General features: G+C 63.6%; 15 protein-coding genes. 9 read left to right on the forward strand and 6 right to left on the reverse strand.

Going from position 1 to position 14,807, the window contains the following annotated elements; genetic code table 11:
* The 5 genes from ACODTW_RS14900 to clpS form a co-directional block, all read right to left on the reverse strand.
* Complete coding sequence (locus ACODTW_RS14900; protein WP_488946813.1) at window positions 1-1,452, reverse strand: NAD(P)-dependent oxidoreductase; 1,452 nt, start codon at window positions 1,450-1,452, stop codon at window positions 1-3.
* 519 nt (window positions 1,453-1,971) lie between these two features.
* On the reverse strand, window positions 1,972-2,487 hold the full coding sequence (locus ACODTW_RS14905; protein WP_488946814.1) for a DUF2059 domain-containing protein: 516 nt from the start codon (window positions 2,485-2,487) through the stop codon (window positions 1,972-1,974).
* Window positions 2,488-2,489: 2 nt separating this feature from the next.
* Entirely contained in the window at window positions 2,490-3,032 is a 543-nt protein-coding gene (locus ACODTW_RS14910; RefSeq protein ID WP_488946815.1) for a hypothetical protein, read from the reverse strand.
* A 130-nt stretch (window positions 3,033-3,162) separates the two neighbouring features.
* Window positions 3,163-5,463, reverse strand: coding sequence for an ATP-dependent Clp protease ATP-binding subunit ClpA (clpA, locus tag ACODTW_RS14915; protein ID WP_488946817.1), 2,301 nt, complete (start codon window positions 5,461-5,463; stop codon window positions 3,163-3,165).
* A 6-nt stretch (window positions 5,464-5,469) separates the two neighbouring features.
* Window positions 5,470-5,796, reverse strand: coding sequence for an ATP-dependent Clp protease adapter ClpS (gene clpS / locus ACODTW_RS14920; protein ID WP_488946818.1), 327 nt, complete (start codon window positions 5,794-5,796; stop codon window positions 5,470-5,472).
* 195 nt (window positions 5,797-5,991) lie between these two features.
* Between clpS and ACODTW_RS14925 the strand changes: the two genes are divergently transcribed.
* A complete protein-coding gene (locus tag ACODTW_RS14925) occupies window positions 5,992-6,876 on the forward strand; it encodes an undecaprenyl-diphosphate phosphatase (RefSeq protein WP_488946819.1) in 885 nt (294 codons plus the stop codon).
* Between the two features lie 4 nt (window positions 6,877-6,880).
* On the forward strand, window positions 6,881-7,681 hold the full coding sequence (locus ACODTW_RS14930; protein ID WP_488946820.1) for a TrmH family RNA methyltransferase: 801 nt from the start codon (window positions 6,881-6,883) through the stop codon (window positions 7,679-7,681).
* A gap of 68 nt (window positions 7,682-7,749) precedes the next feature.
* On the opposite strand, the gene ACODTW_RS14935 is transcribed toward ACODTW_RS14930, so the two are convergent.
* Window positions 7,750-9,813, reverse strand: coding sequence for an HWE histidine kinase domain-containing protein (locus ACODTW_RS14935; RefSeq protein WP_488946821.1), 2,064 nt, complete (start codon window positions 9,811-9,813; stop codon window positions 7,750-7,752).
* A 193-nt stretch (window positions 9,814-10,006) separates the two neighbouring features.
* On the opposite strand from ACODTW_RS14935, the gene trpA reads away from it, so the two are divergent.
* From trpA to ACODTW_RS14970, 7 genes are all read left to right on the forward strand, one after another.
* The gene (trpA, locus tag ACODTW_RS14940) at window positions 10,007-10,864 is read left to right on the forward strand and encodes a tryptophan synthase subunit alpha (protein ID WP_488946822.1); all 858 of its coding nucleotides are present in this window, start codon (window positions 10,007-10,009) and stop codon (window positions 10,862-10,864) included.
* Between the two features lie 25 nt (window positions 10,865-10,889).
* On the forward strand, window positions 10,890-11,396 hold the full coding sequence (locus tag ACODTW_RS14945; RefSeq protein WP_488946823.1) for a hypothetical protein: 507 nt from the start codon (window positions 10,890-10,892) through the stop codon (window positions 11,394-11,396).
* Complete coding sequence (locus ACODTW_RS14950; RefSeq protein ID WP_488946824.1) at window positions 11,393-11,848, forward strand: hypothetical protein; 456 nt, start codon at window positions 11,393-11,395, stop codon at window positions 11,846-11,848. The genes ACODTW_RS14945 and ACODTW_RS14950 overlap by 4 nt, the downstream gene beginning before the upstream one ends.
* Window positions 11,845-12,795, forward strand: a complete 951-nt coding sequence (gene accD, locus ACODTW_RS14955) for an acetyl-CoA carboxylase, carboxyltransferase subunit beta (protein WP_488946825.1) — start codon at window positions 11,845-11,847, stop codon at window positions 12,793-12,795. The genes ACODTW_RS14950 and accD overlap by 4 nt, the downstream gene beginning before the upstream one ends.
* The gene (locus tag ACODTW_RS14960; RefSeq protein ID WP_488946826.1) at window positions 12,795-14,120 is read left to right on the forward strand and encodes a bifunctional folylpolyglutamate synthase/dihydrofolate synthase; all 1,326 of its coding nucleotides are present in this window, start codon (window positions 12,795-12,797) and stop codon (window positions 14,118-14,120) included. The genes accD and ACODTW_RS14960 overlap by 1 nt, the downstream gene beginning before the upstream one ends.
* Window positions 14,121-14,353: 233 nt before the next feature.
* On the forward strand, window positions 14,354-14,590 hold the full coding sequence (locus ACODTW_RS14965; protein ID WP_488946827.1) for a hypothetical protein: 237 nt from the start codon (window positions 14,354-14,356) through the stop codon (window positions 14,588-14,590).
* 14 nt (window positions 14,591-14,604) lie between these two features.
* Complete coding sequence (locus ACODTW_RS14970; RefSeq protein ID WP_488946828.1) at window positions 14,605-14,799, forward strand: hypothetical protein; 195 nt, start codon at window positions 14,605-14,607, stop codon at window positions 14,797-14,799.
* The last annotated feature ends 8 nt before the right edge of the window (window positions 14,800-14,807 follow it).

Genomic DNA, 14,807 nt, shown 5'->3' on the forward strand with positions numbered 1-14,807 from the left:
TTACTCCGCCGCCACCGCCACCGGCTGGGTTGCGATCTTGTTCTGGATGTATTTGTGGATGCCCTCGGCGGCGTCGCGGCCATCCTTGATGCCCCACACGACCAGGGAGGCGCCGCGCACGATGTCGCCGGCGGCGAAGACGCCGTCCAGGTTGGTCATCATGGTGGCGTACTTCACCTGCACCGTGCCCCAGCGGCTGACCTTCAGTTCCGGCACGCCGAACAGGGTGGGGATTTCTTCCGGATCGAAGCCCAGGGCCTTGATCACCAGATCGGCATCCATGGTGAAGTTGGAACCTTCGATGGGCAGCGGCGTCTGGCGGCCCGTGGCGTCGGCCACGCCCATATGCATCTTGTAGGCCTTCACGCCCGTGACATGACTGTCACCGGTGAAACCTTCCGGCGCCGTCTGCCAGACGAATTCCACGCCCTCTTCCTCGGCATTGGCGGTTTCGCGCTGGGAACCCGGCATGTTCTTGCGGTCGCGACGATAGACGCACTTCACCGACTTGGCGCCCTGGCGGATGGCCGTGCGCACGCAGTCCATGGCCGTATCGCCGCCGCCGATGACGACGACATTCTTGCCCTTGGCGTTCAACTTGCCCGTCTCGAAATCCAGGACGGTGTCGCCCAAGCTCTTGCGGTTGCTGGCCGTCAGGTAATCCAGCGCGGCGACGATGCCATCCAGGCCGGCGCCCGGCCCACCCAGGTCGCGCGCCTTGTACACACCCGTGGCGATCAGCACGGCGTCATGTTCGGCGCGCAGCGCACGCAGGTCGGTGTTACGGCCGATCTCCACCCCCAGATGGAAGACGACGCCCGCATCTTCCAGCAGCTTCCAGCGGCGGATGACCACATCCTTTTCCAGCTTGAAGCCCGGAATGCCGTACATCAACAGGCCGCCGACCCGGTCATACCGGTCATAGACATGGACTTGGTAGCCCTTCTTGCGCAGCTGGTCGGCCGCGGCCAGTCCGGCCGGACCGGCACCGACGATGGCGACGGACTGCACGCGTTCCTGACGCGGGGTTGCAGGCTTGACCCAGCCATTATCCCAGGCCGTGTCAGTGATGTATTTTTCCACCGCCCCGATGGTCACCGTGCCGTGGGCCGACTGCTCGATCGTGCAGTTGCCCTCACACAGACGGTCCTGCGGACAGATGCGGCCACAGATTTCCGGGAAATTGTTCGTGGCCTGCGACAGCTCATACGCCTCTTCCAGGCGACCTTCCGCCGTCAGCTTCAGCCAGTCGGGGATGTTGTTGGAGACGGGGCAGTGCACCTGGCAGAACGGGATGCCGCACTGGGAGCAGCGATTGGCCTGTTCCTTGGCACCGTCATCCGAGAAGCGGGCATAGATTTCATTGAAATCCTGGCGGCGCAGGTCGGCCTTGCGCTTGTCGGGCATGCGCTGGTCGGTGTGAACAAAACCCAGCATCTTCTGCGTCGCCATGGAACCATTCCTTACATCATCGCGGGGGCAGGCCCCGTTTCTGCCGTAATGCAGCGGATGGCCCCGCCGCACCGTTGGAAACGGCGGCACCTGATCGGGTAATGCCCTTTCCAGAAAGCCGCCGGTGATGATCATATAAAGCGTGAAATGCCCCTTCACCAGCAGTTTTTTGGTGATAGGTCAGTATAACTGACCATTATAGGGCGCATACTTCCGGTGCATTTCCGCATAACACCCGTTGAGAGTCGTTCGCAGGTGCGGAATTGGGACCGAAATGGGACTATTTTGATTTCTGATCGAATTTCCTCGGGGCAATGTGTAGCGCTGACAGGCCATAAGCCCTTGTTATGCTTATACTAATCTGCCGAAGGCCTGACCTTTGGCAGATTGGAGGCCGGCGACCGCCGGCCCGGCGCACGTGCGCTCGCCAAGCCAAGCCAAGCCGCTGGATGGCGGCGCCCGGCGTGTGAGGGAACACGAAATCTCCCTTGATCGGTCAAGGGTCAAGGGAGATCGCTATTAATCGGGCACGTCCTGCCATTCCTTCGGCACCACCAGCCCGACCGCGCGGGCCTTTGCCGCAACAGCTTCCCGCATGTCAGGTTGCAGACGCAGGGCCCCGGCCCGGCTCAGGTCAACGCGATATTCTGCCGCTTCCAGGGCGGCCCGCCGGGCCTGCCCCGCGGGCGAGGACGCGAAGCTCAAAACGGCCTCCATGTCGCCCTCTGTGATGTAGCGGGCCATCAGCTTGGCATCGACCTGGTCGGACACCGGCCGGAAGATTGCCTGCACCTCCGCTGACGCCGTCTCCAGGCGTGCCCGAAGGGCCGGGTCCAATGCCGCCGGGAACCCAAGCCCCCAGAAGGCGGCATAGCCTTCGGGAGTGTAGCGCACCCAGCGGCTGAAACCCCTTTCCGCCTGCACCAGTTGCATGGCCTTGGCCAGCGCTTCGGGCTTCGGGGCTTTGGCGGGGGCCGCTACGGGGAGACAGAGGATGCCGGACAGCAGCAGAGATAGGGCGCACCGTTTCCGCATGATCAATTCTCCTCCGGCCGTTGCATCCCGGCCTCTTTCGCCACCTCTTCGAACCGCTGCACGGCGGCTTTCAGACGCAGGGCATCAATCAAGCCCAATTCGCCCCGCAATTCCTTTCGTGCCGATTCCTGCACGTCATCCCGGACATTCAAATCTGCATAGGCCCTGCCCGCCGGCGTGCCACGGAAGGCGACATAGGCTGCAACATCCTCGTCATTGAGGCGGGATGCCAGGAAGGCGACATACCGCTCAAACCAGGTGCCCCACTGTTCACGGATACGGGGGGATAAATCCGTATCAAACAGGGTGGCCACCGCCTGTTCCTTGCCGGGGTTCTTATTGACGAACAGGGTTATGAACGTCTTACGCCGCCGTTCCAGCAACTGGGCAAACTGCGTCTCTTCGGTGGGCAGCAAAGCCGCACGCAGGGCGGCCTGCCGTTCAGCCTCCCCCGCCTTTGCAGAGATGGGCAGCAGCAGGGCCAGGATCAGGACAAGGAACAGAGCACCGCATCCAAGCGGGGGGATGAGGGATCGCAATCGCATAGCCAACCTCATGAACAATGTTCAATTGAGGCTAAAGTTGTAACCCACCCCCTTTTAACACGCAAGAAAAACGCCCGGCAGGTCTCCTCGCCGGGCGTTTCATAACAGGGTCAACGGGGATGGGATTTGATCAGGCCAGTTCCTCGACCTTTTCTTCCCGCTTGCCGCCCTTGGGTTCGGCATAATCGAAGTCCAGGCCGTCGCCTTCCTTGTTCAGGACAACGCGGACGGCCCCACCCTTGGCCAGCTTGCCGAACAACAGTTCCTCGGCCAGCGGCTTCTTCACATATTCCTGGATGGTGCGGGCGAGCGGGCGGGCCCCCATGACGGGGTCGTAACCCTTCTTGGCCAGCCAGGCGCGGGCGCCGTCGGTCAGTTCGATGGTCACGCCGCGGTCGGTCAGCTGTGCTTCCAGTTCCATGACGAACTTGTCGACGACGCGGGTCACCACTTCCTGACCCAGATTGGCGAAGGCGATGATCGCGTCCAGGCGGTTGCGGAATTCCGGCGTGAACATCTTGTTGATGGCGTCCTGATCCTCGCCCGACCGAATGCCGCTGCCGAAGCCGATGGCGGGCTTGGCCATGTCGGCGGCACCGGCATTGGTGGTCATGATCAGGATGACATTGCGGAAATCGACATTCTTGCCGTTATGGTCGGTCAGCTTGCCGTGATCCATGACCTGCAACAGGATATTGTACAGGTCCGGATGCGCCTTCTCGATCTCGTCCAGCAAAAGCACGCAATGCGGATGCTGGTCGATGGCGTCCGTCAGCATGCCGCCCTGGTCAAAGCCGACATAGCCCGGCGGGGCACCGATCAGGCGGCTGACCGTGTGCCGTTCCATATATTCCGACATGTCGAATCGGATCAGCTCGATCCCCAGCGTACGGGCCAGTTGCTTGGCCACTTCCGTCTTGCCGACACCGGTGGGGCCGGAGAACAGGTAGTTGCCGATGGGCTTTTCCGGTTCCCGCAGACCGGCACGGGCCAGCTTGATGGCCGACACCAGCGCGTCGATGGCCTGATTCTGACCGAAGACCATGGTCTTCAGGTCACGTTCCAGATTCATCAGCACTTCCCGGTCGTCACGGCTGACCGACTTTGGCGGGATGCGGGCGATCTTGGCGACCACCGCCTCCACATCCTTCTGGGTGATGGTCTTCTTGCGCTTGGCTTCGGGCAGCAGCGCCTGGGCGGCCCCGACCTCGTCGATGACGTCGATGGCCTTATCGGGCAACTTGCGGTCGCCAATATATTTCGCCGACAATTCCACGGCCGACCGGATGGCATCCTTGGTGTAGCGAACCTTGTGGTGGGTCTCGTAATAGACCTTGATGCCCTCCAGGATCTTGATCGTATCCTCGATCGAGGGTTCGTTCACGTCGATCTTCTGGAAGCGGCGGACCAGCGCCCGGTCCTTCTCGAAGTAGGAGCGATATTCCTTATAGGTGGTGCTGCCGATGCAGCGCAGCGCGCCGGACGCCAAGGCCGGCTTCAGCAGGTTGGACGCATCCATGGCCCCGCCGCTGGTGGCGCCGGCGCCGATCACCGTATGGATCTCATCGATGAACAGGATGGAGCCTTCCAGCGCCTCCAGTTCAGAGACGACGGCCTTCAACCGCTCCTCGAAATCACCGCGATAGCGGGTGCCGGCCAGCAGCGAACCCATGTCGAGCGAATAGATCACGGCCTTGCGCAGGATCTCCGGCACCTCGCCCTGGACGATACGCCGCGCCAGCCCCTCGGCGATGGCGGTCTTGCCCACACCGGGGTCGCCGACATAAAGCGGGTTGTTCTTCGACCGGCGGCACAGGATCTGGATGGTGCGCTCCACCTCCTGCTCGCGCCCGATCAGCGGGTCGATCTTGCCGCTGGCCGCCTTCTTGTTCAGGTTGACGCAATAGGCTTCCAGCGCCTCCGTCCCCTTCTTCACCACCTTCTCCGACTGGGCATCGTCGTCGGTGCCCGACACGCGCTTGGGCTCCGCCCGGCCCGGGGCCTTGGCGATGCCGTGGGAGATGTAGTTGACGGCGTCAAAGCGCGTCATCTCCTGCTCCTGCAGGAAATAGACGGCATGGCTTTCGCGTTCGGAGAACAGCGCCACCAGGACATTGGCGCCCGTCACCTCCTCCCGGCCGGAGCTTTGCACATGGATGGCCGCGCGTTGCAGCACGCGCTGGAACCCGGCCGTGGGCTTGGCGTCGTCATGGCGGGTGGTGACGAGGTTCGACAGCTCGCCATCCAGATATTCAACCAGTTCGGCCTTCAGCTTCGCGACATCCACCCCGCAGGCCCGCAGCACGGCCAGCGCGTCCTGGTCCTCCGTCAAGGCCAGCAGCAGATGTTCCAGCGTCGCGTACTCGTGACGCCGTTCATTGGCGTTGGCCAGGGCCCGGTGGAGCGTCTGTTCGAGATTCCGCGACAGCATAATGCGCTAATCCTTTTCCAGGGTGCACTGTAACGGGTGCTGGTGCTGGCGGGCGAAGTCCATGACCTGGGCCACTTTCGTCTCCGCCACCTCATAGGTGAACACGCCGCAAACGCCGACACCACGCCGATGAACATTCAACATGATCCGGGTGGCTTCGTCCCGATTCTTGTTGAAGAAGCGTTCCAGCACATGCACGACGAACTCCATGGGGGTGTAGTCGTCGTTCAGCATCAGAACCTTGTACATGGAAGGCTTTTTCGTCTTGGGCTTGGCCTTGATGGCCACACCCGTCGCCGACCCTCCATTACCGTTCTTCTCATCCTCAGACATGGCGGTTAACGATCACTTGATATGTCCCTCTTACGCACCCGACGATCATATGAAATCTAAGGGCCGGCATGGAAGGGCGTATCTGCATTGCCGCTACGGATTGCGCATTATCTTGTGGTTGGGGTTGAATTTTCCCGCCCCCGTGCCCACACGGCACCATCTCTTGTCACATGAACGTGACAAGGAGCCGCCACCATGGCCCTCGCAGCCCCGGCGTCGCACTGCTATAAGGCCGGCAGCCGCGCCCAGTCATGGAAGCCGATCTTGACCGACCTCGCCCAATATCTCGACGCCGTCCTTCTGGGCCTGCTGGAAGGGTTGACGGAGTTCATTCCCGTCTCTTCCACCGGCCATCTGATTCTGCTGGGCGAGATGCTGGGCTTCAAGGGCCAGGCAGAGGATCTGTTCAAGGTCGTGATCCAGTTGGGCGCCATCCTGGCCATCCTTCTGGTCTATTTCGGCAAACTGTGGGGGGTGGTGCGTGGCCTGACCCAGGGCAATGGCGAGAGTTACCGTTTCACGGCCGCCATCCTGCTGGCCTTCCTGCCCGCGGCCGTCATCGGCGCCCTGGCACATTCCTATATCAAAAGCGTGCTGTTCAACCCCACGGTCGTGTCGGTCGCCCTGATTGTCGGCGGCATCGCCATCCTGGCGGCGGAACGGCTGGTGCCCCGTCCCCAGCATTTCGCCGTTGAGGCTTTTCCGCCGAAATTGTCGCTGGCCATCGGCTTTGCCCAGTGTCTGGCCATGATACCCGGCGTCTCGCGGTCGGGTGCCACCATCATCGGCGCGCTGCTGATGGGGGTGGAGCGCAAGGCCGCCGCGGAGTTCAGCTTCTTCGTCGCCATCCCCACCATGCTGGGGGCCGCAACCTACGACCTGTATAAGAACCGGGCGGTACTGGAGGTGGGGAATATCGGGCTGATCGCCATCGGGTTCGCGGTCGCCTTCCTGTCGGCCCTGCTGGTGGTCCGGTGGCTGGTCAATTTCGTGGGCCGCCACGGCTTCGCCCCCTTCGCCTGGTATCGCATCGCGCTGGGTGCCATCATGCTGACCTGGCTGACCTTCTTCGCGGCCTGATCCGATGAGCAACCGCCCCACCCTGTCGCTGAAGCCCAAGGTCGCGCCGCCGGTTGCGGGCAAGGGCCGACGCAAGCCGTTCCGCATCGCGGGTCTTCCCGCCGTGGCCGCCCTGTTCGCGCGCGAACCGGACCGGGTGGAGAAGCTTTATTATGACGAGCGGTTGAAGGACGCGGCCGGCCCCTTCTGCGCCATGCTGGCAGCCGCCCGCAAACCCTATCGGATGGTGCCGGGGGCGGAGCTGGAGAAGATCGGCGGCTCCGCCATGCATGGCGGCATCATCGCGGAAGCCGCCCCGCGCCCGATCCTTCCCTACAGCCTGGATTTGGCCAAGGGCTGGGCGGCGGCAGGCAACCCCCTGCTGCTGCTGGACGGTGTGTCGAACCCGCATAATCTGGGCGCCATCATCCGCACAGCCGCATTTTTCGGCATCGAACGCATCATCATCTCTGATCATCCGGCCCAGGCCCTGCCCTCCGAGGCCGCGTATCGCGTGGCCGAAGGTGGGTTCGAATATGTCAATCTGCACCGGGCGACGGATTTTGCCGCGGCATTGAAGACGCTGGGACAGGTCTATCGCACCATCGGCACAGCCCTGGGGCCGTTCCCGGCGCTCTCCGACCTGTCGCGCCAGCCAGGGGGCAAGCCCGTGGCCGTGGTCATGGGGAACGAGGAACAGGGCATGCCGCCCGCCAGTCAGGCCGCCTGCACCGAACTGGTCACCATCGCCGGCAGCGGCTGGGTGCAGTCACTTAATGTCTCGGCAACCACGGCCATCCTGGCCTTCCTGATGGTCCGCCGCTGACGCCGCGCCGCTCATGCGGCGTAGCCAAGCCTGCGGATGTAGGTCCCGGCGATTGCGTGACACTGGTATCAGACCGGCGTCACGCCCAGGGGCAGGGTAAGGTTGCAACGCAATCCCTGACTTTCCCACGCCATCTCGATCTTGCCACCAAGCTGATGATGCAACACCTGGCTCAGCAGGGTTGAGCCGAACCCCTGACGCGTCGGCGGACCGAAAAGGGGCGGTCCCCCTGTCTCCGTCCAGGTCAGTTCCAGCGTATTGCGCCGCACCGACCAGTCGACCGTCACCTGGCCCCCAGGGGTCGACAGGGCCCCATGCTTGGCAGCATTGGTCGCCAATTCATGGAACACCAGGCCCAATGACTGCACCATGTCGGGCCCCAGCTTGACCCGCGGCCCGCGCACGGTCAGGCGTCCATTATCGGCAGTAAAGGACAGAACTTCATCCTCGATCAGCCGTTCCAGGTCGGCTCCAACCCAGGAGGCCTGTGCCAGCAGGCTGTGGGAACGGGCCAGGGAGGAGATGCGCCCCTCCACCGCATGGACGAAAGCGTCGATGCTGTCGGCGCGGCTCAGCCTGACCACGGCCTGGGCCACGGCCAGCGCATTCTTGGCCCGGTGGTCCACCTCGCGCATCAGCAGGCGCTGGCGGTCCTCCGCCTCGTACCGGCCCGTCACATCCATGGCGGTGGCCGTACAGCCGATGATCCGGCCATCATCGTCCCGGATGGGCGCGGCATTCACCGACAATATCTGCCGCGCGCCCGTCTTGGGATCGCGCAGGGCATATTCGCCGTCGCGTACCTCTTCACCCGCCAGGGCGCGGGCGGTCGGGTAGTCCACCGTGGCCAGCGGCCGGCCGTCCAGGCCCGTCGCATGCCACAATGCCGCATCGTGGCGAACGCCGATGATGGCCGATCGCGACAGGCCCAGGATACGTTCAGCCGCCGCGTTGACATCCGTGTAGCGCCCGTCCGGTCCGATCTCCATGATCGCCACGGGGGCCGTGTTGAACAGCCGGCTCAACCGTTCCTCGCTGCGGCGCAGATCGTCCAGGGCCGTGTCCAGGTGCGCCGTGCGTTCCCGCACGCGGGCTTCCAGCGCCGCGTTGCTGGTGCGCAGAAGCCCCTGTGCCTGTTCGGCCTGCCGCGTCTGGCGCAAGGCCACCAGCGCCAGCGGCAACAGCAGCAGGGTGGCGATCATGGCGAAGCTGAAATGGCCCAGCGCCGTCCAAGCCCACTCGGACTCCAGTTCTGCCGTCGCGACACCATAGACGACCCGGACCGGCACACGATCCACATCGGCCACGGCATAGAGCCGTTCCTTGCCGTCAAACGGTGAATGTGCCGTCATCAGGCCCGTCGACGGCGCCCGTTGAGCAACCAGGGCGGCGACATTACCCAGCGCCGCCTCTGATGATTCCGGGGATGGGTGGCGGGCCAGGACCTCTCCATCATCGCGGACCAGCATCACCTCCGTGTCGGGCCGCACGGCAATGGAGGCATAGAATGCCTCGAAATAGGCGGGCCGCAGCGATACCTGCACCACACCCAGGAATTTTCCCTCACGACTTTCGATGCGCCGTGACAGGGCAAAGAACACTTCCGGATTCAGCCGCCCGATCAGGCGGCCGGTGACATAGGGGCCGACCAGCCCGCCTTCATGCGGGGCGAAGTAATCACGGTCGGCGACGTTCAACGCGGGAACCGGCCAGCGGAAGGTCGTGATGCGGACGCGACCATCAACGTCGACCAGCCAGTAGCTCTGAACCTCCGGCGCCTCTCCCGCCAGATCGCGCAGCCATTCGTAGACGCGGGGGGTGTTGGCCACCGTGTCCCAGCCCTGGTTGCGGACCAGCCATTCGGCGTTGCGCAGAATCAGGGCGTGGGCCCCCATCAGCCGGGCCGCATGTTCGGCCAGTTGATCGGAGGTGGCGCGGACATCGGTGACGGCCCGGTCCATGACGCGAGCCCGGCCCAGGAACATCTCCACCCCGAACAGGCCCAGTGCCACCAGCAAAGCCGTCAGCGCCAGCCAGACGACGGCCCGCGACGGGTTCGCCGGATTGGCCGCCGCCAGTTCGCCCCTCACCAATCCATGGTCGAAACTGTCCTGCAAATCCGCCTGCCTCAACCATATCGTCCCGTGCAGTTAACGCCCTTGTCCGCACAGGGTGAAGCTGTTTCATCGTCGGAGCCCGGCTTAGGCCGAAGCGCATAGTGGGGGTGATCCACGCCGGGCCGACGCGCGTAAAGTGGCGTTGTTTAGCACCATGACAGCGTCTATGGTGCGCCGCCTTTTTGACCGCAGTTTGGAAGCCCCTCGCATGACCAGCGCCCCGATCCAAGCCGCCCCGACCTCCGGCCGCATCGACCGTCGTTTCGCCGCTTTGAAGGAGCAGGGCCGCGGCGGCCTTGTCACCTTCATCACCGCAGGCGATCCCGATCATGAAACCAGTCTGGCCCTGCTGAAGGGGCTGCCGGCCGCCGGGGCCGACATTATCGAACTGGGCATGCCCTTCACCGACCCGATGGCCGACGGTCCGGCCATCCAGGCGGCGGGATTGCGCGCCCTGAAGGCCGGCGCCCGTATGACCCGCACGCTGGAACTGGTCCGGGCCTTCCGCACGCAAGACCAGGACACGCCGCTGGTCCTGATGGGCTACTACAATCCCATTTACGCCTATGGTGTCGAAAGGTTCCTGGTTGACGCCAAGGCTGCCGGCGTCGATGGCCTGATCGTTGTCGACCTGCCGCCGGAAGAGGACCAGGAGTTGTTCGAGCCGGCCTGCCGTGCCGGCGTCAGTTTCATCCGCCTGACCACCCCGACCACGGACGATCAGCGCTTGCCTTCCGTGCTCGCCAATACGTCGGGCTTTGTCTATTACGTGTCGGTCACCGGCATCACCGGTGCCGCCAGCGCCAGCAGCGCCGCGATTGACGAGGCGATCACCCGCCTGCGCCGCCATACCGACCTGCCGCTGGCCGTCGGCTTCGGCATCTCCACCCCCGACCAGGCGGCTGCCGTGGCCCGCGTGGCCGACGCCGCCGTGGTCGGCAGCGCCATTGTCCGCCAGGTTGAGGCCAACCTGGACGCCGAGGGCAAGCCCACTGCCGGGCTGGTGGACAATGTGCTAGGCTTCGTGCAGGCGCTGGCCCAGGGCGTGCGCAACGCCCGGGGGTGAGGCACCTGGACCCGCGAGGTGTGCCATGGCTTATGCGTTTGATGATGATTACACACACCTTCCCCCGCCCCCGATACGGGCGGAGGTGGAGGCGGATATCATCGACTGGAAGGCGCGCCTGGCTGACCTGATGGAACAGTTGCGCCAGTGGTCGATCGAGGTGCCTGGCATTGACTGCCTAGTGGCTGAAACCGAAAAGCTGGAACACAAGATGCAGCTAGTCGGTATCAATGAACCCGTTGTGTTGCCAATGCTTCTAATTGAAAAGCGGCCCGAGGGCGATGCCGCACGGTTGGCAGCAGAAATTAGGCTTCGATCAAAGACGGATCAGGGTTGGTTGTCCGTGTGGCCCGACGCGCGTTGGGTCATCGGGACACGCGGCCAAGTGTGGATTTTTTCCAATGATTTTCACGAGACGTTAGCGGATATTGGTCAACTAGGCGCCCCGGACTGGCGTTACACACAGCATGGCGAGTTTCTGCGACCGCTTACAAAGGAATCCTTCCAGTCGATTTTGAAGAGCCTGCGTTGAGTCCGTTTAAAGCCATCACCGATGCCCATGAAATCGCTGACGATGCGATGCGGACCAGGATTGACGTATCGTCCACTGCGTACAATGGTGTCGGCTTCGATGAACCTTACATGCTGTCGAAGATTACAGCTAATGCCTATTTCTTTATGTTGTTTGCCCGGTTTGAACACTTGGTGACGGAGTTGGCTCTGGCCCGGGCCGCTGAGGGGCGGCAAAGCTCCGTTCCCACCGATCGACGTGTCTGGACGATCATTGATGTCCGAAAAATGGACTTCCTTCGTCGATTGGCACTGTTGACGGACAAGGGGTCCCCGGATTACGCAACTGTCAAAGCGCTATATGAGGATCGTAACGCCATTGCCCATGGCAGTCTCATCGAGACGAAGCCAAACGTGAAGGTGATTGCGACCATACTCAGCGGGATCCTGTCCCGCCTTGAAGGTACCCCATGAACTGGCTGACCAACTTCGTCAAACCCAAGATCCAGGCCCTCGTCTCCAAGAAGGAGGTCCCGGATAATCTGTGGCACAAGTGCCCGTCCTGCGGCGCCATGCTGTTCCACCGCGATCTGGAGGAGCAACTGCATGTCTGCCAGCATTGCGGCCACCATATGCGTCTGGATCCGGTGCGGCGGCTGAAGATGCTGCTGGACCCCGGCTATCAGACGATCGAACTGCCAAAGGTCGTGGTCGATCCGCTGAAGTTCCGCGACCAGAAGCGCTATACCGACCGTCTGAAGGAAGCGCAGACGAAGACCGGCCGCCAGGACGCTATCGTCGTCGCCCATGGCAAGATCAACGGCCAGGGGGCCGTGGTCGCCGCCTTCGACTTCAACTTCATGGGCGGGTCCATGGGCATGGCCGTGGGTGAAGGCCTGCTGGCCGCCGCCCGTCTGGCCGTGTTGCAGCAGGTGCCGCTGATCGCCGTCCCGGCATCGGGCGGGGCGCGCATGCAGGAGGCGATCCTGTCGCTGATGCAGATGCCGCGTACCGTCATCGCCGTGGAAATGGTGAAGGAGGCCGGCCTGCCCTATATCGTGCTGCTGACCGACCCGACGACGGGCGGCGTGACAGCCAGCTTCGCCATGCTGGGCGACATCCATATCGCCGAACCGGGCGCGCAGATTGGCTTTGCCGGCGCCCGCGTCATTGAAAGCACGATCCGCGAGACGCTGCCCGAAGGGTTCCAGCGGTCGGAATATCTGCGCGACCATGGCATGGTGGATATGGTTGTCCACCGCAAGGAGCTGCGGAATACCCTGGCCCGCATCATCGACCTGCTGCGCCGTCCCGGCCCCAGCGCGGAAGTGGTGAAGATCGGCCGTGGCGGCGACCGTCCCGGCACATCCCGCAAGGGACCGGCTGTCAGCGCCATCCAGGGTGGGGCGGGCTACCAATAATGATCAAGGCCCGGCCGCTGGTCCCTGCCGCCCCCCGATTGGCGGCGGCGCTGGATCGGATGCGGCAATTGCATCCGGTGGTCATCGACCTGTCGCTGGGCCGGATCGAACGGCTGCTGGCGAAACTGGGGCACCCCGAACGACGCCTTCCCCCCACCGTGCACGTCGCCGGCACCAACGGCAAGGGCAGCACGGTGGCGTTTCTGCGCGCCTTTGCCGAAGCCGCGGGTTATCGCGTGCATGTCTACACCTCTCCGCATCTGGTCCGTTTCAACGAACGAATCCGGCTGTCGGGACAGTTGATCAGCGATGATGAACTGGCCGATCTGCTGGAGGAGGTGGAAGACGCCAATGCCGGCGAGCCGATCACCTTTTTCGAGGTGACAACGGCCGCCGCCTTCCTGGCCTTTTCCCGCATGCCGGCCGACCTGCTGCTGCTGGAAGTGGGACTGGGCGGACGTCTGGACGCGACCAACGTCATCGACCGTCCGGCGGCCAGTCTGCTGACCCGCATCTCCCTGGATCATACGCAGTTTCTGGGGCCGACGCTGGCAGAGATCGCGGGTGAGAAAGCCGGCATCATCAAGCAAGGGTGCCCGGTCCTGGCCAGTCCTCAACCCGATCCCGTGGTGACACAGGTCTTCACCGACCGGGCCGATTCCCTTTCAGCACCACTGTCACTGTACGGCCGGGACTGGTCTTCCGTACCCACCGCCGATGGCTTCCGATTCAAGGACGCGACCCGCGATCTGGACCTGCCACCGCCGGGCCTTATGGGCGCCCATCAGATCCACAATGCCGGGCTGGCCATCGCCGCCACGGCCCATCTGCCGCTGACGATCAGCGCCGATGCGATCCGGGTCGGATTGACCCGGGTCGAATGGCCCGCCCGTCTGCAACGGCTGACCCGCGGCCCCCTGCCAGCACTGCTTCCCCACGGCTGGGACCTGTACCTGGACGGTGGCCATAATGACAGCGCGGGAGAGGTGCTGGCCATGCAACTGGCCCGGTGGGCCGGTGATGGTTACGATCTGGATCTGGTGTTCGGGATGCTGGGCAGCAAACGGCCCCTGGATTTCCTGTCCCCCCTGGCCCCCTATATCCGCCGTCTGCGCGCCGTCGCCATTCCCGATGAAATCAACAGCGTGTCGGCCGAGGACGCGGCTGAGTTCGCCCGCCAAGCCGGGATCGACGCCACCGCCAGCCCGGATGTCGCGTCAGCGGTGGGCGATCTGACCACCCATGCCGACAGCGGAAGGCCGGCAAGGCTGCTGATTTGCGGCTCCCTTTATCTGGCGGGGCATGTGCTGACGGACAACCAATAACGCAACCGGCACGCTGGAAATATTGACACGCCCACACAATCAAAACTAGCATGGCTGGGTAATTCTTGTAGTTTCCAGCGGCTTGATGGTGCGACCAGTGCAACAATCCCAAGAGGCCCCGGGGCCTGCCACCCCGTCCGAGATTGATCCTCGGCGTCGGGCCGCCCTGGTACGATTGGGCAAGGTCGCGTACGTAGCCCCCGCTACGATTGCCCTGCTGAATGTTGAGGCCCATGCCACTTCTGTCCCGCCGCCCTGATCAGGAACGCGACAGAACTGTGCGCCAGTGGAAAGGTGACGACATGGATACCGGCAGAACCGAAACAGTCGACGACAGCAACTCCGGGCCGAAGGTGGACCTTGACCGCCGCGCCACGCTGGTCCGGACGCTGAAGGCGGCTGCCTATGTTGCGCCGATCACGCTGACTGCATTGACCATACAGGCCCACGCGACAAGCGCGGACGGCTGATCAGGGAGAGCTGAATGCGGAACGCAGAGCAAGGCGAGACGCGCCACGTCTATCGTTGCGCCGAAGACGGCGACCCGATAGAACCGGGAAGTGAGGCGGCAGCGCTATCCAAGCGACGCGCCGTTCTGGTCGGGGCCGTAAAATCCGTCGCCTATTTGGCGCCGGCAACGCTGGCCATTATGGCGGTGGAAGCCAGAGCCGGCAGCTGAAGGCACGG

This window comes from Niveispirillum sp. FG148, assembly GCF_057809655.1.